The organism is Bacillus sp. SLBN-46, assembly GCF_031453555.1.
GTDB lineage: Bacteria > Bacillota > Bacilli > Bacillales > Cytobacillaceae > Neobacillus.
This window is the reverse complement of record NZ_JAVIZM010000001.1, coordinates 1,708,301-1,727,523: the sequence shown is the minus strand read 5'-3', so window position 1 is coordinate 1,727,523 and position 19,223 is coordinate 1,708,301. Positions and strand designations below refer to the sequence as shown.

At 37.9% G+C, this 19,223-nt stretch carries 20 protein-coding genes and 1 other RNA gene; 5 read left to right on the top strand and 16 right to left on the bottom strand.

Going from position 1 to position 19,223, the window contains the following annotated elements; all coding sequences use genetic code 11:
• The first annotated feature begins 127 nt into the window (after nt 1–127).
• Nucleotides 128–1,225, top strand: coding sequence for a M24 family metallopeptidase (locus tag QFZ87_RS08795; RefSeq protein WP_309867727.1), 1,098 nt, complete (start codon nt 128–130; stop codon nt 1,223–1,225).
• A 56-nt stretch (nt 1,226–1,281) separates the two neighbouring features.
• Nucleotides 1,282–1,478: non-coding RNA, 6S RNA (gene ssrS / locus QFZ87_RS08790), on the top strand.
• A gap of 110 nt (nt 1,479–1,588) precedes the next feature.
• Here the strand turns inward: ssrS and ald are convergent.
• From ald to QFZ87_RS08775, 3 genes are all read right to left on the bottom strand, one after another.
• Nucleotides 1,589–2,710 (bottom strand): alanine dehydrogenase, encoded by a 1,122-nt coding sequence (gene ald / locus QFZ87_RS08785; RefSeq protein WP_309860159.1) that lies wholly within the window; start codon nt 2,708–2,710, stop codon nt 1,589–1,591.
• A 193-nt stretch (nt 2,711–2,903) separates the two neighbouring features.
• Entirely contained in the window at nt 2,904–3,278 is a 375-nt protein-coding gene (locus QFZ87_RS08780) for a hypothetical protein (protein WP_309860157.1), read from the bottom strand.
• Nucleotides 3,279–3,458: 180 nt separating this feature from the next.
• Nucleotides 3,459–3,647 (bottom strand): hypothetical protein, encoded by a 189-nt coding sequence (locus QFZ87_RS08775; RefSeq protein ID WP_309860155.1) that lies wholly within the window; start codon nt 3,645–3,647, stop codon nt 3,459–3,461.
• 107 nt (nt 3,648–3,754) lie between these two features.
• On the opposite strand from QFZ87_RS08775, the gene QFZ87_RS08770 reads away from it, so the two are divergent.
• Both QFZ87_RS08770 and QFZ87_RS08765 read left to right on the top strand, forming a co-directional pair.
• Nucleotides 3,755–4,201, top strand: a complete 447-nt coding sequence (locus QFZ87_RS08770; RefSeq protein WP_309860153.1) for a universal stress protein — start codon at nt 3,755–3,757, stop codon at nt 4,199–4,201.
• A 135-nt stretch (nt 4,202–4,336) separates the two neighbouring features.
• Complete coding sequence (locus QFZ87_RS08765) at nt 4,337–4,651, top strand: hypothetical protein (protein ID WP_309860151.1); 315 nt, start codon at nt 4,337–4,339, stop codon at nt 4,649–4,651.
• 38 nt (nt 4,652–4,689) lie between these two features.
• Here the strand turns inward: QFZ87_RS08765 and QFZ87_RS08760 are convergent, their stop codons facing one another.
• The 7 genes from QFZ87_RS08760 to QFZ87_RS08730 all read right to left on the bottom strand — a co-directional run bounded on the left by QFZ87_RS08760 (nt 4,690) and on the right by QFZ87_RS08730 (nt 10,459).
• Entirely contained in the window at nt 4,690–5,202 is a 513-nt protein-coding gene (locus tag QFZ87_RS08760) for a MogA/MoaB family molybdenum cofactor biosynthesis protein (protein WP_309860149.1), read from the bottom strand.
• Nucleotides 5,199–6,041: an EcsC family protein gene (locus tag QFZ87_RS08755; RefSeq protein WP_309860148.1), complete on the bottom strand. Its 843-nt coding sequence runs from the start codon at nt 6,039–6,041 to the stop codon at nt 5,199–5,201. The genes QFZ87_RS08760 and QFZ87_RS08755 overlap by 4 nt, the downstream gene beginning before the upstream one ends.
• Nucleotides 6,042–6,164: 123 nt before the next feature.
• Nucleotides 6,165–7,349: an acetate kinase gene (locus QFZ87_RS08750; RefSeq protein WP_309860146.1), complete on the bottom strand. Its 1,185-nt coding sequence runs from the start codon at nt 7,347–7,349 to the stop codon at nt 6,165–6,167.
• Nucleotides 7,350–7,769: 420 nt separating this feature from the next.
• A complete protein-coding gene (locus tag QFZ87_RS08745) occupies nt 7,770–8,753 on the bottom strand; it encodes a class I SAM-dependent methyltransferase (RefSeq protein ID WP_309860144.1) in 984 nt (327 codons plus the stop codon).
• Between the two features lie 106 nt (nt 8,754–8,859).
• Complete coding sequence (gene tpx, locus QFZ87_RS08740) at nt 8,860–9,360, bottom strand: thiol peroxidase (RefSeq protein WP_309860142.1); 501 nt, start codon at nt 9,358–9,360, stop codon at nt 8,860–8,862.
• Between the two features lie 158 nt (nt 9,361–9,518).
• A complete protein-coding gene (gene ytfJ, locus QFZ87_RS08735; protein ID WP_309860140.1) occupies nt 9,519–10,007 on the bottom strand; it encodes a GerW family sporulation protein in 489 nt (162 codons plus the stop codon).
• A 17-nt stretch (nt 10,008–10,024) separates the two neighbouring features.
• Nucleotides 10,025–10,459, bottom strand: coding sequence for a DUF2953 domain-containing protein (locus QFZ87_RS08730; RefSeq protein ID WP_309860138.1), 435 nt, complete (start codon nt 10,457–10,459; stop codon nt 10,025–10,027).
• A gap of 543 nt (nt 10,460–11,002) precedes the next feature.
• On the opposite strand from QFZ87_RS08730, the gene QFZ87_RS08725 reads away from it, so the two are divergent.
• On the top strand, nt 11,003–11,806 hold the full coding sequence (locus tag QFZ87_RS08725; protein ID WP_309860136.1) for an NAD kinase: 804 nt from the start codon (nt 11,003–11,005) through the stop codon (nt 11,804–11,806).
• A gap of 40 nt (nt 11,807–11,846) precedes the next feature.
• On the opposite strand, the gene rarD is transcribed toward QFZ87_RS08725, so the two are convergent.
• From rarD to ezrA, 6 genes are all read right to left on the bottom strand, one after another.
• Nucleotides 11,847–12,779 (bottom strand): EamA family transporter RarD, encoded by a 933-nt coding sequence (gene rarD / locus QFZ87_RS08720; protein WP_309860134.1) that lies wholly within the window; start codon nt 12,777–12,779, stop codon nt 11,847–11,849.
• 129 nt (nt 12,780–12,908) lie between these two features.
• A complete protein-coding gene (gene mbcS / locus QFZ87_RS08715; protein WP_309860132.1) occupies nt 12,909–14,495 on the bottom strand; it encodes an acyl-CoA synthetase MbcS in 1,587 nt (528 codons plus the stop codon).
• A gap of 147 nt (nt 14,496–14,642) precedes the next feature.
• Complete coding sequence (locus QFZ87_RS08710; protein ID WP_309860130.1) at nt 14,643–14,849, bottom strand: alpha/beta-type small acid-soluble spore protein; 207 nt, start codon at nt 14,847–14,849, stop codon at nt 14,643–14,645.
• A 101-nt stretch (nt 14,850–14,950) separates the two neighbouring features.
• Entirely contained in the window at nt 14,951–16,162 is a 1,212-nt protein-coding gene (gene thiI, locus QFZ87_RS08705; protein ID WP_309860127.1) for a tRNA uracil 4-sulfurtransferase ThiI, read from the bottom strand.
• Nucleotides 16,162–17,304 carry a cysteine desulfurase family protein gene (locus tag QFZ87_RS08700; RefSeq protein ID WP_309860125.1) on the bottom strand — a complete coding sequence of 381 codons (1,143 nt, stop codon included), beginning with the start codon at nt 17,302–17,304 and terminating at the stop codon, nt 16,162–16,164. The genes thiI and QFZ87_RS08700 overlap by 1 nt, the downstream gene beginning before the upstream one ends.
• A 119-nt stretch (nt 17,305–17,423) precedes the next feature.
• Nucleotides 17,424–19,112, bottom strand: a complete 1,689-nt coding sequence (gene ezrA, locus QFZ87_RS08695) for a septation ring formation regulator EzrA (protein ID WP_309860123.1) — start codon at nt 19,110–19,112, stop codon at nt 17,424–17,426.
• Between the last annotated feature and the right edge of the window lie 111 nt (nt 19,113–19,223).

Here is a 19,223-nt window from a genome sequence, read left to right as displayed (position 1 = left end):
ATATAGAAATTCCTTCCTCATTTATACCCATAAACCACCCGTTTTAGCACATGATAATCTCAGATAGTTTACATTTCAAATTAATATTGTTACTCTCAAATTGGATTTGAAATTAGGGGGAGAAATGATGAATCAAAGATTGAACAAACTGCAAGCATGGATGAAGGAGAATGACATTGAAGTCAGTTTTGTTACTTCTTCCGAAAATGTATTTTATTTAAGCGGCTACTATACCAATCCACATGAACGCTTACTCGCCCTCGCTGTGTTCCAAGAGGAAGAGCCGTTCCTAGTTTGTCCAGGGATGGAAGTACATGATGCTAAACGATCTGGATGGGATCATGAATTAATCGGCTATAGTGACATTGATAATCCATGGGAAATGATTTTGAATTCTATCAATAAAAGAATGGATCGCGTGTCAAAGGTTGCTATCGAGAAAGAGCATATGAATGTAGAACGGTATGAACAGCTCTTACGATTATTCCCTCATTCCACTTTTGTTTCAGGTGAGGAAAAATTAAGACTCCTTCGAATGGTCAAAGATGCTTCCGAATTAAAAATTATCGAAGAGGCTTGTGCACTTGCTGATTATGCGGTTGAATTCGGAGTAAATGAAATCAAGGAAGGGAAAACAGAGCTAGAAATTCTTAATGCATTAGAGTTTGCCTTAAAGCAAAAAGGCGTGACTGAGATGTCCTTTTCAACAATGGTTCTAACTGGTGCGAATGCTGCTTCTCCTCATGGTAATCCAGGCAATACTAAGATTCAAAAAGGTGATTTAGTTTTATTTGATTTGGGTGTAGTTGTAGATCGCTATTGTTCAGATATCACAAGAACCGTTGCATATGGTGACATTAACGACAAGCAAAAAGAAATATATGATACAGTGTTAAAAGCCCAATTGGCAGCGATTGAAGCAAGTAAACCTGGTGTGAGTGCAGCAGACGTTGACCTTACTGCCCGTCGAATTATCGCTGAAGCAGGATACAGTGAGTATTTTCCACACCGTCTTGGACACGGCCTAGGAATTAGTGTTCATGAATATCCATCTTTAACCGAGACAAATCAGCTGATTATTGAAGAAGGAATGGTTTATACCATTGAACCGGGAATCTATGTCCCTGATGTTGCCGGAGTGCGTATCGAGGATGATGTGTTTATTACTGCTGATGGAGCAAAGATCTTGACCAAATTCCCAAAAGAACTGCAAATTGTGAAGTAGGCAGATTTGGATGATTTTAGCATTGTATTTTCGTTTTAATTGAGGTAATATACTAATACAAGCTGCGTTGTACGTAATCATAATAAAGTTTTAACCTTTAAGCTGTAACAGGGAGTTTAACCATTGAAGCTGGAATGACAAGCCTCTGTCTATAAGACATGGAGGACACGCAGAAAAGCTTCTGAAAACACCCACTTTGAGGAGTGGTGGTTTAAAACTTTCTTATATTTCTTACGGCAATGGCGGCTACATACTTAGCACTCAAAACCAGTTTCTCACTAGAAGCTGGTTTTTTTGTTTACTACAATTTATTACAAAAAAAAGAGGAGAGCTCCTCGCCCACCTCTTACGCTACATAACTTATTACTGTTTCTCTAACAATGTTTTTGTATCTGAGAATTCAAGGCCGTGTGCTTCTGCGACTGCTTCGTAAGTCACATAGCCGTTTAATGTGTTAATTCCTTTTAGCAAGGCCTCATTATCTAAACATGCCTTACGATAGCCCTTGTTAGCAATTTGAACCGCATATGGAACGGTTACATTTGTTAATGCAATAGTCGATGTTCTCGGTACTGCTCCAGGCATATTGGCCACTGCATAATGGACGACACCGTGCTTTACATATGTTGGATTATCGTGAGTAGTTATACGATCTGTTGTTTCAAAAATACCACCTTGATCAATGGCGATATCAACAACAACACTCCCCGATTTCATGGTCTTAATCATTTCTTCAGAAACAAGTTTTGGTGCCTTTGCACCTGGAATCAAAACTGCTCCAATGACTAGATCAGATTCTTTCACTGCTTCTGCAATATTATAAGGATTCGACATTAATGTTGTCACATCAGATCCGAAAATATCATCCAATTGACGAAGGCGATCTGGATTTAAATCAATAATGGTCACTTTTGCCCCTAATCCAATCGCCATTTTGGCTGCATTGGTACCAGCTACTCCACCGCCAATAATCGTAACAGTCCCTCTTTGTACACCGGGAACACCGGATAGTAGAATCCCCATCCCTCCGTGAACTTTTTCAAGGAATTGGGCACCAATTTGTGCCGCCATTCTCCCAGCCACTTCACTCATTGGCGTTAATAATGGTAGGCTTCGATTAGGAAGCTGAACTGTCTCGTAAGCAATCCCTACAACCTTTTTATCAATTAATGCTTTAGTCAGTTCAGGTTCCGGCGCTAAATGTAAATATGTAAATAAGATTAATCCCTCGCGAAAATATTGATATTCGATAGGAAGTGGTTCCTTAACTTTCATGACCATTTCCATGGACCATGCTTCGGCTGGTGTTTCTACTAACTTTGCTCCTGCATCTCTATAGTCTTCATCTGAAAAACCAGAGCCTAAACCTGCTCCATTTTCAATAAAGACCTCATGGCCAAATTTCACAAGATTGACCACTCCAGCAGGTGTCATTGCTACACGGTTTTCATTATTTTTTATCTCTTTAGGTATTCCGATTCGCATGTCCATACCTCCAATTAATATAAGCAGTAGAAAATAGTTCGAATAATTCCGACAGTAAAAGCAATTTTATTTTACCAAAAAAATAGGAGTTACCCAAACTTATTCTAGTATAAGTTCTTGAAATAACCACAAATTACCTTAATCTTAAAAAAGCTTTGACGCTAAATTAACGACAAAGCTTTTTTCTAGCAATTTAATAATAAGGGTAATATGGGTCTCCATAATAAGGATAACCATAATAAGGGTATCCATATCCATAACCATAACCATAAGGAGCTGATAATAACGCCCCTGCAGCTAATCCACCCAGGAACGGTAATCCAAATCCACCAAAGCCCCAGCCCCATGGACGTCCAAAACCGAATCCAAATCCAGGACGGCCAAAGCCTCCAAAGCCAAATCCTGGACGACCGAAACCACCAAACCCAAATCCAGGACGGCCAAAGCCTCCAAAGCCAAATCCAGGGCGACCAAATCCACCACCAAAATGTCCAAATCCACCAAAACCAGGGCGGATCCGTTCATCCGCTTGGTTCATCGCAGGCATTCCATAAATTTCAGTACTCAATGTTTATTCCTCCTCAATTTATCTACCTCACACACTAAAGAATATGCATTTCTAAAGGTAAACTCTTGGGTAAATGCCCCTCATAAAGGAAAATTCCTAGATATATGTCTACTAAATACCTTTTGGAACAAAGAAAAGGCCATCCTATTATGGACAGCCTTCCTTCAAACCGCTTAATTCCTAGCTTTCTGTGTACCCGTCACTATCTACTGATGCAGTGGCAGCGTTAAAATCAGCTTGGTCGGCTACTGCCGATCCCTCTCCTATAAAACCGCTATTATAGGAATTCATTATCTGTTGACTTACTTCATTCGTACCTTGTTCATCGAATTCAAATGAATATTGGTTATTCGGATCCCTTTTTTCCATCACGCAAATCTCCTTTCATTCTAAGCTACTACTCCATTATTGTTCGAAAAATTGCAACAGTTATTCGTTGTTAAATAATGTATAATTTAGGTAAGGAGATGATAATCATGGGACTCAAATATAAAAATATTTTAGTCGCTATTGATGGGTCGAAAGAAGCAGATTGGGCCTTAAGAAAGGGTATTGAAATCGCGAAAAGAAATGATGCTGCCTTACTTTTAGTTCATGTAATAGATACTCGGTCATTCGCGTTAATCGAAGCCTATGACACCGTTATTGGCGATCGAGCAGAAAAGCTGGCAAAAGACATGCTAGATAACTATCAAAAGCAAGCTGTTGATGCAGGTGTAAAAGAGGTTCAGTATGAAATTGAATTCGGTTCTCCTAAGGTTCGAATTCCTAGAGATGTGGCAAAAAAACATAATGTTGACTTAATTATTTGTGGTGCCACAGGAATGAATGTAGTAGAAAGATTCTTTATCGGTAGTGTATCAGAACATATTACACGATATGCACCATGTGATGTTCTTGTAGTCCGAACTGAAAAAGAATAAACAATAAATAACAGGGGCATGCAGCATTTACTGCATGTCCTTTTTTCACTTTTCCCATTGGAAAAGAGTTATGATAGGAAGGAAACTACAATTTGTAGTAAAATAAAAATTATTACACAGCTTGGAGGCAGCCAAATGAAGGATCACTTTTTTTTCAATCAGCGACTAGGTATCTTTCTTCCTGACTTAACAGTAGATTGGGATCAACATAGCAAAGATACTCAACAAGATATTCTTTTTCATTGGGAACAAATACGCGGCTCAATTCCTGATCGAATTGTAGACCTTGAAGATCAAATTAATCATAAACAAGCACAGCTTTCCGATGAAAGTGACTTCATTCGTTCTTGTCAACTGAACAAAGAAATTGCTGAACTTGCCTCCATCATCAATGACTTATGGCTTTGGTATAGAGCAAACCAAACACTTTCCACAAAAGCCCATCATTAAAAAGAGGATGACACTAAACGTCATCCTCTTTCTCTCTATTACAAATCTTTCTTTATTTCTCTTACTACATGCCCTAATTCGGGCAAAATTAATTTATTCATCGCAAGCTTTACCGCACCAGTGGAACCAGGGGTAGAAAATACCGCCTTATTATTCACTACACCAGCAATCGCTCTTGAAAGGATTGCAGCAGAACCGATATCTTCTTGATAACTTAACATCCTAAACAATTCTCCGAAGCCAACAATCTCTTTATCAAGCAGGCTTTTTACTGTTTCAATTGTGACATCTCGCTTGGCTATCCCCGTCCCGCCATTAATAAGAATAGCGTCAATATCTTCCCGGTTACATCCTTTTAAAATTTCATCTTGAATTGGGATCGCTTCATCCTTTACAATCACGTAATCAGTAATTTGATGTCCGGACTGCTCAAGCAATTCAATCATCAGCTTACCACTTTTGTCTGTGTCCTTATTTCTTGTATCACTAACTGTGATTATCTTACAATAAATACTCTTAGGGGCTTCCCGTTTATGTTCCTGCGTGCTCATATTTGAAACTCCTCTTTTTCTTTTAGATAGCGGTATTGATAATATTTATGTGCTAATTCCGTTACTTTCCTCGTTAACTGATAATTTGCTCCGGCACCAATGGCCATGCTGACGAGCGGCATCCCTTGAATCATTTTTCTCCGAAACAAAGCAATAACCAACGCTTTAAATACTTGTTGCAAGGGTTGTTCAAGCCAGGTGATATTGGAAATCTCTTCTGTCCCCTCATAAAAATACGGATTTTCGTACTTTTCTAATTCCTCTTTTAACATAATCCAGCCTTCTTTTTGTATTCTTGGAGGCAAGGTACCTATATGAAATACCTTAAGGGATGTCATCATTTCATAAGGAGTGTTAACTTCATATCCATAAGTCATGGCGATTAATTGGACAACCCTCAAATTAATAACGGCCATTGCAGGAATATCCATCCCCAAAAGCAAGGAACTCCCCGTTCCCGCTAAACCTCCTTGAGCTAAGGAATAAAGGCGATGCTTAGCGATGTGCTGTTCTGCTATGTATTGTAATTGATTAATGTCCAAATTTTTTAAGTCTGATATATTTTGTAAATTGGGGATAAAAACCCTTCCAGATGAAAGAATTCTTTCTTTTGCATCCATTTGAAGCTGAGAGCCTTGAATCATACCATGTAAATGGAAGAGCCATGTATCAACAAGGGAAAAAAATTGTTTCTGAACCGTTTCAGGCAATAAGGCAAAAGAGCGCTCCAAATATTTTTCATATGTTAATTGAAAGTCATTTGGTTCGTAATTGAATAGATTCTTTTCCCATTCGCTTATTTCATTCCATACTTTTGTTTCCCGGTCTGTAAATGGCATCGTATGAACCTCCTCCAACATGCTTCTCCTTTCAGTATAGCATAAAGCGAGAGAACGATAAAAAGGCAAAAGCCATTTATTGTTAGCTTTTGCCTCTTTGGAGATTTAAGTTGAAGTGAGTTATTATGCTAAGCGAACAACGTCGCGCGCGATCATTACTTCTTCATTAGTTGGGATAATTATAACTTTCACTGGGGAGTGAGGATAGTTGATGAAAGCTTCTTCTCCTCTTACTTTGTTAAGAGCAGGATCCCAATATACCCCCATAAATTCTAGACCTTTTAGTACATTTTCACGAATGGTATCACTATTTTCACCAATACCTGCAGTAAAGATAATCGCATCTACACCATACATACGGGACGCGTATGAACCAATATATTTATGAATTCGGTTTGCAAATACATCTAATGCTAGTTGTGCACGCTCATTGCCTTTCTTGGCTTCAATCTCAATGTCCCTTAGGTCACTTGAGAATCCAGAAACAGCTAACATACCGCTCTTCTTATTTAAGACATCTAAAACTTCATCAGCAGTCTGGTTCGTTTTTTCCATGATATATGGAATTAACGCAGGATCAATATTACCTGAACGTGTACCCATGGTTACACCTGCAAGTGGTGTAAAGCCCATAGATGTATCAATTGATTTTCCACCTTCAATTGCAGCGATACTAGCACCATTACCTAAGTGACAAGAAATTAATCGAAGCTGTTCAACTGGACGACCTAGTAATTCTGCTGCACGTTGTGAAACATATTTATGTGATGTTCCATGGAATCCGTACTTACGAATACCGTATTCTTTGTAGTATTCATATGGAAGACTATAAAGGAAAGAACTTTCCGGCATGGTTTGATGGAAAGCTGTATCAAACACAGCAATTGCTGGTACATTAGGAAGAACGCTTTGAAATGCACGGATTCCTGTTAAGTTTGCAGGATTATGCAGTGGAGCAAGCTCCGAGAGTTCTTCGATTTTATTTAAAACTTCATCTGTAATCATTACAGAGTCATTAAATGCTTCTCCACCGTGTACAACACGATGACCAATTCCTTCAATTTCATCAAGTGATTGAATGATACCTAGTGTAGTTAATTTATCTAATAACATTTTTACTGCTATTTCATGATCAGGTATATCTGTTACTTCTTGGACTTTTTCACCGTTAACTGTAATATTAAAAATTGAATCGGTTAATCCAATTCTTTCGATAAGTCCTTTTGTAATTACTTCTTCACTTGGCATTTCAAATAATTGAAACTTTAAGGAAGAACTCCCCGCATTGATTGCAATAATTTTTGCCATTTAGCTAACCGCTCCTTTTATATAACAACGTCGTGAATTTGCAATTTTATTTAGTACACCTTTATTTTGCGCAAACCGACCTTGTTTATTTCCCTCAATTCCTCATTTAATCACTGAATATAGGACATTTCAAGGAATAAATCGCCTGACAACGGTTACAGAGCAAATGTAATTATATTCAAATTTTTCTCTATTTTTAACTAAAAAGAACAAAAGGCGGAAGCGCCTCGTTCAGCCCCGACAGGCAAATGTTCTTCGGCGGGAAAAGTCCGCCTTTTGACTTTTCTTGCCGAAGGTTATTTGACCCGAGGGGCTAGGCGCTGGAGCTAGATTCAGACAAATAGTTCAGTTATCAACACTGGACCTTTTTATAATTTCTCAAACAACAAAAAAGGATAAAACCGGGAATTTCCACCGATTTTATCCTTTATTTTCTTGGAACCATTTTTCTACTTGTGATAGGATCCGATCCATTTCATGCTGCTTTGACAGACTCGGTAAGTTCACGAGCAAGGCCTGCTTTGGAGGATGGACCCCCTCGCCCTTTTTTTGCAAAATGAAAATACTCTTTGCCGCATTTTTATTTTTAAACATCGTTTCAGGCAATTGCAGAAGCCCCTGAATAATTACATGTTCCTTTAAGAATTCACGAAGCTGTGCTGTTTGTTCACTTTCAAAAAGACCACTTGGAACAAGGAAGAACAAATATCCACCTGGTACTGTATGTCGCACACTTTGCTCAATAAATAAGTGATGTGAATACGAATGTCCAGTATTTGCCTTTAATTGATAATCTGCTGCCCGTACATCATTTGGATAATATCCAACAGGTAAATCAGCTATTACAGCCTCTACTGGATCAATAAATAAAGGCTCTAAGGCGTCCTGATTAAACAACTGAATTGGATGTTCCTGTAAATTTGCGTTTACATAGGCAAGTTTAAGGAGGATATCATCGACATCTACTCCTATTGAGGTTATTTCTTTAGGCACATGATTTAAAACAGTCGTTAGTAAATTCCCTGTTCCGACCGCCGGATCGAGAAGCCTAAACGTGGATTGTTTGACAAATCGGTCAAGTAAGTATCCTACAAGTAATCCAATCGTATCAGGAGTCATTTGGTGATTGGGTTGAACATTTTCCTTCATCCCTTTTAAAATAACGAGCTGGTAGGCTTTACGTATATCCTCCTTGGAATACTTGTCCAAATGGATTTCTACGTACTGCTTTTTTAACCTTTTTGTAGTTAGTTCACTTAACTCGTCCTGGAGAATTGTACCTTGGAACATGTTTTCTCCTGTTTCGGCTAATGCCTCCAGATAACTACAAGACAATTCTTCTTGTAAAACAAGTGCCGTTTCATTAAATACTGTAAATAGTTGTTCTATTGGAGAAATTTTCATCTATTCCCCTCCGTTACTAAATTTCCTTATTCATTTTATACGAGTATGTATTTTTTAAACAAGTATAAAGGCCTCGCCATAATGCCGAGGCCTTGTTATTCATATTTTATTTTGCATTTCTAGCAGCTTCAAGTGCTGCTTCATAGTTAGGATGATTCGTTGCTTCACTCACATATTCTACGTATGTCACTGTATCTGTAGAATCTACTACGAACACAGCGCGAGTTAATAGTCTTAATTCTTGAATCGCAACGCCATATGCCTCTCCGAATGAAAGATCACGGTGATCAGATAAGGTTTGAACGTTTTCAATTCCTGCTGCTGCACACCAACGTTTTTGAGCAAATGGTAGGTCCACGCTTACAGTTAAAATTTTAACATTCCCTAAACCATTAGCTTCTTCGTTGAAACGGCGTGTTTCCGCATCACATACACCAGTATCTAGAGAAGGTACTGCACTGATTAAACGAACCTGTCCCTTCGTATCGTCTAAAGTCACTTGTGATAAGTCATTAGCTAATACTGTGAAATTTGGAGCCTTATCTCCTACCTTCACTTCATTGCCTAATAATGTTACTGCATTACCCTTAAAAGTTACATTTGCCATCCCTTACATCCTCCTTTGTCGTTTTAAAGCAAATACTCTCAAAAAAGAATCCACTTTAATATGTACAGTGTAAATATATCTTTTCATTCCCTGTTTTGCAATTATTGAGCATCAAGAAAAAAGTTAACCTTCCCTTAAGAGAAGATTAACCCATTCATTTAAAACTCAAGCTCTTGTTTATGCTGCTGTGACTGTTGGCTCTGTTGATGATTTTGTTGCTGTTGTTTGTTCTCATCTTTCTTTGAGAACATTTGCTGAATCTTATCAACTGCTTGTGGAGCAAGCTCCAATATTTTCTCGTATAAATGAGTGCTTTCATCCAGGTGAAGCATCTTAACCCCATGTGAGTTAACAATTAAAAAGGCGATTGGAGTAATGGATACACCACCCCCACTTCCTCCACCAAACGGAAGCTTCGGCTGGCCTTGACCCTGACCTTGGCCTTGGCTCTGCCCTTGAGACTGGCCGCTGTCTAATTTAAACTCACTACCACCAGCAGCAAATCCAAACCCTACCTTAGAAACTGTTAAAATAACACTACCATCAGGGGTTTCAACCGGATCCCCAATAATGGTATTTACATCAATCATTTCTTTTAAACTTTCCATTGCAGTTGTCATCAAACCTTGAATTGGATGGTCGGACATGGATCTTTCCTCCTATTTCAAACAGAATTAGTTTTTTCATTTGCATACTTTTCTTTACTTTTTAAGTGCGGTTTACCGCCCTGCCAGAATTTAATCAGCTTTAATCCTGCGAGAATAGCATGCCCGATTCGGAACTGAAAAATACCTGTAAATCGTGTTTGAATGACAGCAGCTTGGAAATGAGGGGTAACCGATAACTCCGGAATTTGTTTCATGGCAAGGTAGTGACTGAGAAGTCCTATTATACTTCCTTTAATCGCCCATAGCCCTCCAGTTATGATACCCGTATACGCTGCATCACCAACTCCAATCATCGTATGCCATTCAAGCTTTTTAATAGATACCTTTTTAAAAAACTTCCTAACAATCAGGTGCAACTTAAACACATGCTCGAGCAGTTCTTTTGTATTATTGAAACTTGTCATAATATCACTTTTATCAATTTGGTTCACTGACACATTGTCTTTTTTCGTTTTTTCATTCCCCTTTTTCTTCTTCCTCTTAACAATAATGCTAGGGGAATTATCATCAATCTTTATTAAGGGAACATCTATTTTGTATTTAATTAAAACCGAACCATAAGCGAAACTCTACCTTCAAATCATCATTGTCATTAAAATGGAAGTAATTTAAAAGAATCGTTAATTTAGAAAAAATAAGTAGGACGAATAAGAGCATTAGTATTGATACAATGATCAGAACCCAAACCAAACTCCTTCACCACCTTTCAGCCTATTATTATTCGCTTATCATAAAAAAATAAACCTGCCAACTTGTTGTTGACAGGTCATTTATTTGCTTCATACATGGTGATTAACGCTCTATGGTTTACCATTCAATGCTCTTTCCCCCTCTTTCTTTTATTTAATAGGATGTAACTGCTTTCATAATGTCTATAAAAAATGCTAAACTAATTTCAGACTAACCTAATTTTATAAAGTTTAATTTTTTCAATAAATATTTTCACTAATATTTCACAGGAGGAACAATTTATTATGGAATTAAGACGCAACATTTATTTTTATCATAAGCGTGATGCGGACATGCTTGCGAAAGCGGCTCCGCTTTTTGAATTGGCTGACCGCTACGGTTTTACCATGGTAAATGATTATCGGAAAGCGAATATTATTGCCAGTATTGGCGATGATGGAACCTTTCTGCAAGCTGTTAGAAAGACAGGCTTTCGTGATGATTGTCTTTATATGGGAATCTCCACTAAAAATAGTTTAAGTATGTATTGTGATTTTCGAATCAGTGATACCTCAAGAATGATAGAAGCAATTACAACTAATGAACATATTGAGGTCCGTCGTTATCCAACCATTGAAGTAACTGTTGATGGCCAAGGGACGTTCCCATGTTTGAATGAATTCAGCATTCGATCTTCTATCATTAAAACACTTGTTTTGGATGTATTTGTCGACCAACTACATTTCGAAACCTTTCGCGGAGATGGTTTAATCGTTGCAACACCAACTGGAAGTACGGCCTATAATAAATCAGTAAATGGTTCAGTTGTCGATCCTCTATTATCTTGTATGCAAGTAAGCGAGGTTGCGTCAGTGAATACCAATCGTTACCGGACACTCGGCGCTTCCTTTATTTTAGGAAGTGAGCGTACCCTGACACTTAAAGTCATTTCTGAAGGAAATGATCATCCAACCATGGGCATGGATAACGAAGCCTTAAGCATCCGCCATGTCGATAAAATCCAAGTAAAAATTAGTGATAAAAAGCTAAAAACATTAAAACTAAAAGACAACTCCTTCTGGGAAAAAGTAAAGAGAACCTATCTATAAAAAAAGGGGCAGACTCGTTTAGTTGAGTCTGCCCCTTATATTACACACTTGTTCTCTTTGCTCTTCGCCATTTCAAACCCTTTTCCGAAATCAGCTTTGTTTTTGAAAGCGAATAAATAGTTAACGCTGACCAAATAAACATAAATGACAAAAGCTGAACCTTAGAGAAATGTTCATTATACACAAAAACACCTAAAATCAAAGTAAGTGTAGGTGCAATATATTGTAAAAACCCTAATAGGGATAATGGGATTTTCTGAGCTCCTTTTGCAAAATAAAGCAAAGGCACAGCGGTTGCTACTCCTGCCCCAATTAAAAGTAAATCCGTTCTCAAAGTTGAAGAGAAAAGAGTATTCGCACCACGACTAAATAAGATCATCATATAAATAGCAGCAATCGGGGCAACCACCATGGTTTCTAAAGTCAATCCTACTGCAGATTCAACATTAATCAGCTTCTTTGCTAAACCATACAAGCCAAACGATACAGCTAATGTAATGGCAATCCAAGGAAATGCACCATGTGCTACTGTTAAAATAACAACCCCAACGGCAGCCAGCACAAAGGAGATATATTGATAGATCGTTAATTTCTCCTTTAAAACCACCATCCCTAATAAGATGCTAACAAGTGGATTAATATAATACCCTAAACTCGCTTCAATCATATGCCCACTATTGACTGCCCAGATATAAACAAACCAATTGACACTTATGAGTAGTGAAGCAATCGTTAATGCATACAGCTGTTTTTTGTTCTGAGCAAACCCTCTAAACGTTTGAACAAACAAATCCCACTTTTTCGTAAAAATCAACACTACAACCATAAAAATAAAAGACCAAAATACTCGGTTCGCCAGTATTTCCTGTGCATTAACCTGGTCTAAAAACTTCCAATAAATCGGCAATAATCCCCAAAGTAAATAGGAAAAGCCGGCATGGATGGCTCCCTGCTGAAGTTCCGTCCTTTTCATATATTCTCGAGCCCCTATTCTTTCTAGTATCGAAATAATCTTTATTATAACCTGAATAACTTAAAATAGGGGATTAATTTGCTTTGAAAATAATAAAGCAGACGGTAGCCACCGCCTGCTTTATTTTCATTAAACCTGTTTAGCCGCTGCAAATTCTTTTTGCCTAAGCTCAATACGACGAATTTTTCCTGAAGTCGTTTTCGGAAGCTCAGGTAAATACTCGATTTTTCTAGGATATTTATATGGTGCGGTTAATGTTTTAACATGCTCCTGCAGGTTCTTTGTTAATTCTGGGTCAGCAGGATCTACATCCTCTTTTAAGACAACAAATGCTTTAACAATGAAGCCCCGAATTTCATCTGGGCTAGCCACCACTGCACATTCCTTAACAAATGGGTGCTTAACTAGAGCATCCTCTACTTCGAATGGTCCTATGGTATAGCCAGAGCTGATAATAATATCATCCCCGCGTCCTTCAAACCAGAAATAACCATCTTCATCCATTTTAGCTTTATCTCCGGTTACATAATAATCCCCACGGAATTGCATAGCGGTTCTTTCAGGATCTTTATAATAATTTTTAAATAATGCAGGTGTTTCTACGTGGACAGCAATATCTCCAACTTCCCCAACGGCACACACCTGACCTTCTTCGTTAATAATTTCCACCCTATTTCCAGGCGTTGGTTTTCCCATTGATCCTGGTTTCAATTCCATTCCTTTTGTTACACCTACAAGCAACGTGTTTTCCGTTTGACCATAACCATCACGAACTTCAACATTAAAATATTTTCTAAACGTATCAATAACCTCACGATTTAATGGCTCCCCTGCAGATACCGCGCTATGAAGGTTTGGTAGCTGATAGTCCGTTAAATTATCTACCTTCGCCATTAAGCGGTACTCAGTTGGTGTACAGCATAATACATTAACTGCATATTTTTGCAAAAGGCTTAAATATTTTTTGGGCTCGAATTTTCCGTTATACACTAACCCCGTTGCCCCTGAACCAAGTACTGATAAAAACGGACTCCATATCCACTTTTGCCAGCCAGGACCTGCTGTCGCCCAAACGGTATCCCCTTCTTCAATAGCAAGCCATTTTGGTGCTGCGGTCTTTAAATGAGCAAATGCCCAACCGTGGGTATGGACAACACCTTTCGGATTTCCCGTTGTACCAGAAGTATAAGATAAAAACGCCATATCATCTCTTAATGTATCAGCAAGTAGGAAATCATCATTTGCCTGTTTCATTTCTGCATCTAGATGAATCCAGCCCTCTTCCTCTGCCCCAATTGTAAACTTTACAATTGGTTGTGTTTCGGTTATGTGCTTAAATTGGTCTACATATGGATAATAGCTGACCACCGCCTTCACATCACCGTGTGTAATTCGGTATTGCAAATCTTTTTCCCTTAACATTTCAGAACTTGGAATAACAACCATTCCTGCTTTTAATGCAGCTAAATAGACTACGTAGGCTTCAATGAGACGCGGTACAATAATAAGAACAACATCGCCTTTTTTCAAGCCATTTTCGATAAAAACATTGCCTGCTTGATTTACTTGCTTCAATAAATTCTCGTATGTAACCTGCCTTGTCTCCCCAGACTCACTTTCCCATTTCAATGCTACTTTGTTTGGATCTTTTGCAAAACGTTCTACTTCAGAAACAAGATTATACTTTTCAGGTGCAATCAAATCTTCCCTTTTCATCGTTCTCCCCCTTTACAAATATCCCACAAACCTTATTATACAAAATTATTAAAAAATTTTAAATTATTATCCATTTAAAAGAAATTTCCCACAAAAAAGAGAGCGGGATAAATCCCACTCTCTGTAGCCATTGTATTTTGTTTTGGATTAACGAGAAAATCCGCCGCCTAATTGTTGTTCAGCCATAGCGACTAAACGCTTAGTGATTTCACCACCAACAGATCCGTTAGCACGTGAAGTAGTATCAGCACCAAGTTGAACACCAAATTCAGTAGCAATTTCATACTTCATTTGATCAAGAGCTTGTTGTACACCAGGTACTAGCAATTGATTTGAGCTATTGTTGTTTGCCATGTGATATTCACCTCCTTGTGAGTATAGAATGTGTAGAAGTGAGGTTCTTCATTCTATCTTACAAATGGTAAATGTTCACAAAAAATTCTTAATTTCCTTTATTAGAATAACGCATTAAACTCTGAGTGTAAATCATGATCATCATTCGTAGTTATATTATGAGTTTCAATTTTTTGTACAGCTTTCTTAATCAGTTCTTCAAAATCAACAAAGCTTTCATAACGCTGGACCTTTTCTCTTCTTGGCTTCGTTTTTGGTGAAGCTGGCACAAAAATGGTACAGCAATCTTCAAACGGCCGATTAGAAATCTCAAGAGTATCTATTTCTTGCGCGATTTTTATAATATCGGTTTTGTCCATCGAAATCAAGGGACGTAAAATAGGGGTATTCGTCACTTCATTTATGGCAAACATACTTTCTAACGTCTGACTAGCTACCTGACCTAGGCTTTCTCCGGTAATAATCGCTAAACCTTCTCGTTGCTTTCGAATTTCATCCGTAATACGCAACATCATTCTTCTCATCGTAGTCATAGTATAGTTTTCAGGAACTTGCTCTTTAATGACCTGCTGAATTTCTGTAAACGGGACAATATGAAGTGTTAGCGATCCATAAATTTCCGCTAGTTTTTTAGTTAGGTCTATTACTTTCTCTTTTGATCTCTCACTTGTAAACGGAGGACTAAAAAAGTGGACAGCTTCAATTTCTAATCCCCGTTTCATCGATAAATAACCTGCAACTGGGCTATCAATCCCACCAGATAACATCAGCATTGCTTTGCCAGCTGATTTAACCGGCAATCCCGCCGCACCTTGTATGGTTTCACAAGATAAATAAACGGCTTCTTGTCTAACTTCGATCCTCACATTGATATCAGGTTCTTTCACCTTCACTTTGAGACCTGGAATATTCTTTAGCAGATGTGTCCCTATGACTCGATTAATTCCGTCAGTATCCAATTCAAAGGTCTTGTCAGAACGCTTAGGAGTAACCTTAAAGGTCTGCCCTGCACGGTATATTGAACTTACTAGCTCCAAAGTGGCTTGTTTGATGTTCTCTACATCTCTTTCTACCTTAATCGCAGGACTAAAGGATTGAATTCCAAATATCCCCTTTAGCTTTTCAATTATTTCCTTTCCGTCTTCACCATTTAAAATGACATACATCCGGTCGCGACTTGCTTCAACTTTAATATTTGGAAAGGAAGTAAGTGCATTTACAACACTTCTTCTAAGTTTTTCTACAAATTTATGACGATTCCGCCCTTTGGTTGAGATTTCTCCATAACGTATGAGTATACGATCATATTTCATTATTTCATAACCTTTCGTATATGTTTTGCAGCTTTCTCAATAGCTTCAATCGCTGCCTGCGCCTCTTCAGGCGTATTTTCAAAGGATAAGCTAATCCTAATCGAACTGTTTGCCTTCTCTTCTGGTACACCCATAGCAAGCAATGTACCACTTGGTGATTTCTTCTTTGACGAACACGCACTCGTTGTTGAAACAAATATTTCTTCCTGCTCAAGGGCATGAATTAATACTTCAGCCTTCAATCCCCTTAACGATATATTTAAAATATGTGGAGCTGCATTCTCTACAGGAGTATGAATAGTTACACGCTCTATATTAGTTAACCCTGTTCTTAGCATGCTCTGGATGGTCTTCATTTTTGCTATACCTAGGTCGCTTTTCATCAAGGTCATCCGAAGTGCTTTTGCCATCGCTACAGCACCTGCCACATTTTCTGTCCCGCTTCGAATGGTCCTTTCCTGATTCCCACCCGAAAATAAAGGGGCAAGCTTGGCCCCTTCTCGAATAAAAAGAGCACCTGTCCCTTTAAGACCATGAAATTTATGAGCAGAAAAGGAACAAAGATCGATTCTGTTTTGGTGAATAGCCAGAGGAACCTTTCCCACACCTTGGACCGCGTCAACATGAAAAAGGATGGTTGGGTATTTTTTCAACATTTCGCCTACCTCTTTAATCGGTTGAATAGTACCCACTTCATTGTTAACATGCATGATCGAAATTAAGATGGTGTCCTTGCGAATGGCCTTTTCAACATCTTCAACACTCACCCTCCCCTGATGATTGACAGGGAGATAGGTAATATCGAATCCATTCTGTTCCAACTGCTCCATAACTGCACGAACGGAGGCGTGCTCCACACTTGTAGTAATAAGGTGACGACCTCTTTTTTTATTTAATAATGCCGCACCTTTTATCGCTATATTGTTACTTTCTGTTCCACCTGAGGTAAAGTAAATTTCATTAGATTCTACAGTTAAAAGCTTTGCCACTTGCTCCCTCGCTTGAGTTAAAAGCTTCTCTGCCTGTATTCCCAATCCATGCAATGAAGAGGGATTTCCAAAATATTCACTTGAAACAGCTACATAAGATTCAAGTACTTCTTTATATGGCTTTGTCGTTGCACTATTATCTAAATAAATCACTAACTTTCCCCTCCATAAGAAGACGAACTTACAAAATAAAATCTTAACATAAAAACAGAAACAATTAAAAAATATTATACAAAAAACCGACCTAGCTATTGCTAAATCGGTTTATCATTTTATTCCATTTCAATTGTAGCCTTTATCTTCTTTAACGCATCTGGGTCAACCCCATCCAAAGATGCCGCAACCTGTTCTAAAGCTTCTTGAAAATCATACTGTCTGAATGCCGTTTCAGCATCAGCTAATCCTTTAGCAACTGATGGATGGTAGCTACGATATCGATTTCCATATTGAATTGCTTTTTCAGCTAAAGTGACATTCTCAATAAGCTCAATCGTTGAATTTACAAGTTTTTCAACTGTCAGTACAGCAATTTCTAGATACTGATTCAGAGCAGATATATTTAGAGGCTTTTCTTCAAGCTGGTATCGGACATTATTGATACTTTCGTTTGTATCTTCTATTAGATATTTATAATCCTCAGGCAAACCAGGAACGTTACTCTTTGAAACAAGACGAACAGTTTCTGCTACTTTCTTGGTAAGTTCCTTAATTTTTTCCCTTGCTTCAAGTTCGTCCTTTCTCAAGGCTTGAAGTTTTTGGGCAAAAGCTTGCTGCCCTTCACATATCATATCCAGTTGGTCTTTTAACTCACTTAATTCTTCACTAATCGCTGATTGAGCCGTTTCATTCATCTTTAACTTTTCAACCAAAATCTCATAATGCTTATACACCGTTGAAAGTTCTTTTTCTAGATTATTTTGGACCTCTAAATCACTATCTGATAATTGATAGCTCGCTTGAACATGAATCAATTCATTTGAAAGATTCTTATTTTCCTCTTGAGCAGTAGCAAGTTGTTCAGCAGCCACCTTATTATTTTTCATTACATAATGCTTAGCGTGTACTTCCTTTTCCAAGAGGTCAAAAAGAATATCAATTCGATCCTTTACTTCCTTAATTCCCTCTTCGGCTTTGTCAATTTCGGTAGTTTCAATCAAGCGAATATTCTCAGCAATTTTCTCTTCAAGGCGTTGTATTTCAGTGGTTACATTTAAATGCTCTAAGTGATAATCTTGCTCTGTCATTTCTCGGTAGCCCTCTAGACAATCTGCTAGCTGATTCGGAAGAAGGGATTGACTTTCAATTAAAAGCTGAGGAATTAAATCCATATGGTTCTTGATTGTTCCAAGCTGACTATGAATAAGTAAAACTACTTCTCGAGCTTCAAGATAATTACCGAGCTCCGTTTTTTCATCAAATTCCTGGAATTTCTGTGCCACTTCATTTAGTTTTGCTTCTAAGTGCTTTTCAGACTTACCAAAACTATGACGATGAGCAAGTAACATTTTTTTTGATTCTCTATAAAGTTCCTTAAGCTCCTCAATTTCCACTCTGTTCTTTTCTTCACTGCCCACTAGTTCATGCAGCTCTTCTAGTACCTTTTTAATTTGTTCCTCTGTTTCCATTAGATTTGTATTAATCGCCTGCTGGGCTTCTTTTGCTTTTTTAAATCTATAGCGATCTATATATTCTTCTGCATCAAAAAGCATTTCTTCTAAATCAGGAAGCTGAACTGTTACCACATCATCCCACTGACTACGCCAACGCTCAAAAAGCTCCTCGGTCTGACCCGTCATATTTAACTGTTTAACCTTTGACATTTCATCTAGTATGGGACGATTCATGATATCGATTTTCCACGCTTCCAATCGATCCATTTCTTTAAAATACTTTTTCTTTATTAAATATCCCACTATAAATAAGGCTAATAATAGGATGAAAAATCCAATGATAAATTTCACAAGTAAGCCCCCTATTTCAAACAACATTGATTCCACTATGTATTCAGATCATCTATTTTAGAAAAACTCATTAAGTTCAATTCAATGCTTTTATGATACCATGTAAACGAC

Bases quoted from the DNA above. Each gene is read 5' to 3' on its own strand.
- QFZ87_RS08795 (WP_309867727.1), top strand. From the start codon at position 128: ATGAATCAAAGATTGAACAAACTGCAAGCATGGATGAAGGAGAATGAC.
- ald (WP_309860159.1), bottom strand. From the start codon at position 2,710: ATGCGAATCGGAATACCTAAAGAGATAAAAAATAATGAAAACCGTGTA.
- QFZ87_RS08775 (WP_309860155.1), bottom strand. From the start codon at position 3,647: ATGGAAAAAAGGGATCCGAATAACCAATATTCATTTGAATTCGATGAA.
- QFZ87_RS08770 (WP_309860153.1), top strand. From the start codon at position 3,755: ATGGGACTCAAATATAAAAATATTTTAGTCGCTATTGATGGGTCGAAA.
- QFZ87_RS08765 (WP_309860151.1), top strand. From the start codon at position 4,337: ATGAAGGATCACTTTTTTTTCAATCAGCGACTAGGTATCTTTCTTCCT.
- QFZ87_RS08760 (WP_309860149.1), bottom strand. From the start codon at position 5,202: ATGAGCACGCAGGAACATAAACGGGAAGCCCCTAAGAGTATTTATTGT.
- QFZ87_RS08755 (WP_309860148.1), bottom strand. From the start codon at position 6,041: ATGCCATTTACAGACCGGGAAACAAAAGTATGGAATGAAATAAGCGAA.
- QFZ87_RS08750 (WP_309860146.1), bottom strand. From the start codon at position 7,349: ATGGCAAAAATTATTGCAATCAATGCGGGGAGTTCTTCCTTAAAGTTT.
- QFZ87_RS08745 (WP_309860144.1), bottom strand. From the start codon at position 8,753: ATGAAAATTTCTCCAATAGAACAACTATTTACAGTATTTAATGAAACG.
- tpx (WP_309860142.1), bottom strand. From the start codon at position 9,360: ATGGCAAATGTAACTTTTAAGGGTAATGCAGTAACATTATTAGGCAAT.
- ytfJ (WP_309860140.1), bottom strand. From the start codon at position 10,007: ATGTCCGACCATCCAATTCAAGGTTTGATGACAACTGCAATGGAAAGT.
- QFZ87_RS08725 (WP_309860136.1), top strand. From the start codon at position 11,003: ATGGAATTAAGACGCAACATTTATTTTTATCATAAGCGTGATGCGGAC.
- rarD (WP_309860134.1), bottom strand. From the start codon at position 12,779: ATGAAAAGGACGGAACTTCAGCAGGGAGCCATCCATGCCGGCTTTTCC.
- mbcS (WP_309860132.1), bottom strand. From the start codon at position 14,495: ATGAAAAGGGAAGATTTGATTGCACCTGAAAAGTATAATCTTGTTTCT.
- QFZ87_RS08710 (WP_309860130.1), bottom strand. From the start codon at position 14,849: ATGGCAAACAACAATAGCTCAAATCAATTGCTAGTACCTGGTGTACAA.
- thiI (WP_309860127.1), bottom strand. From the start codon at position 16,162: ATGAAATATGATCGTATACTCATACGTTATGGAGAAATCTCAACCAAA.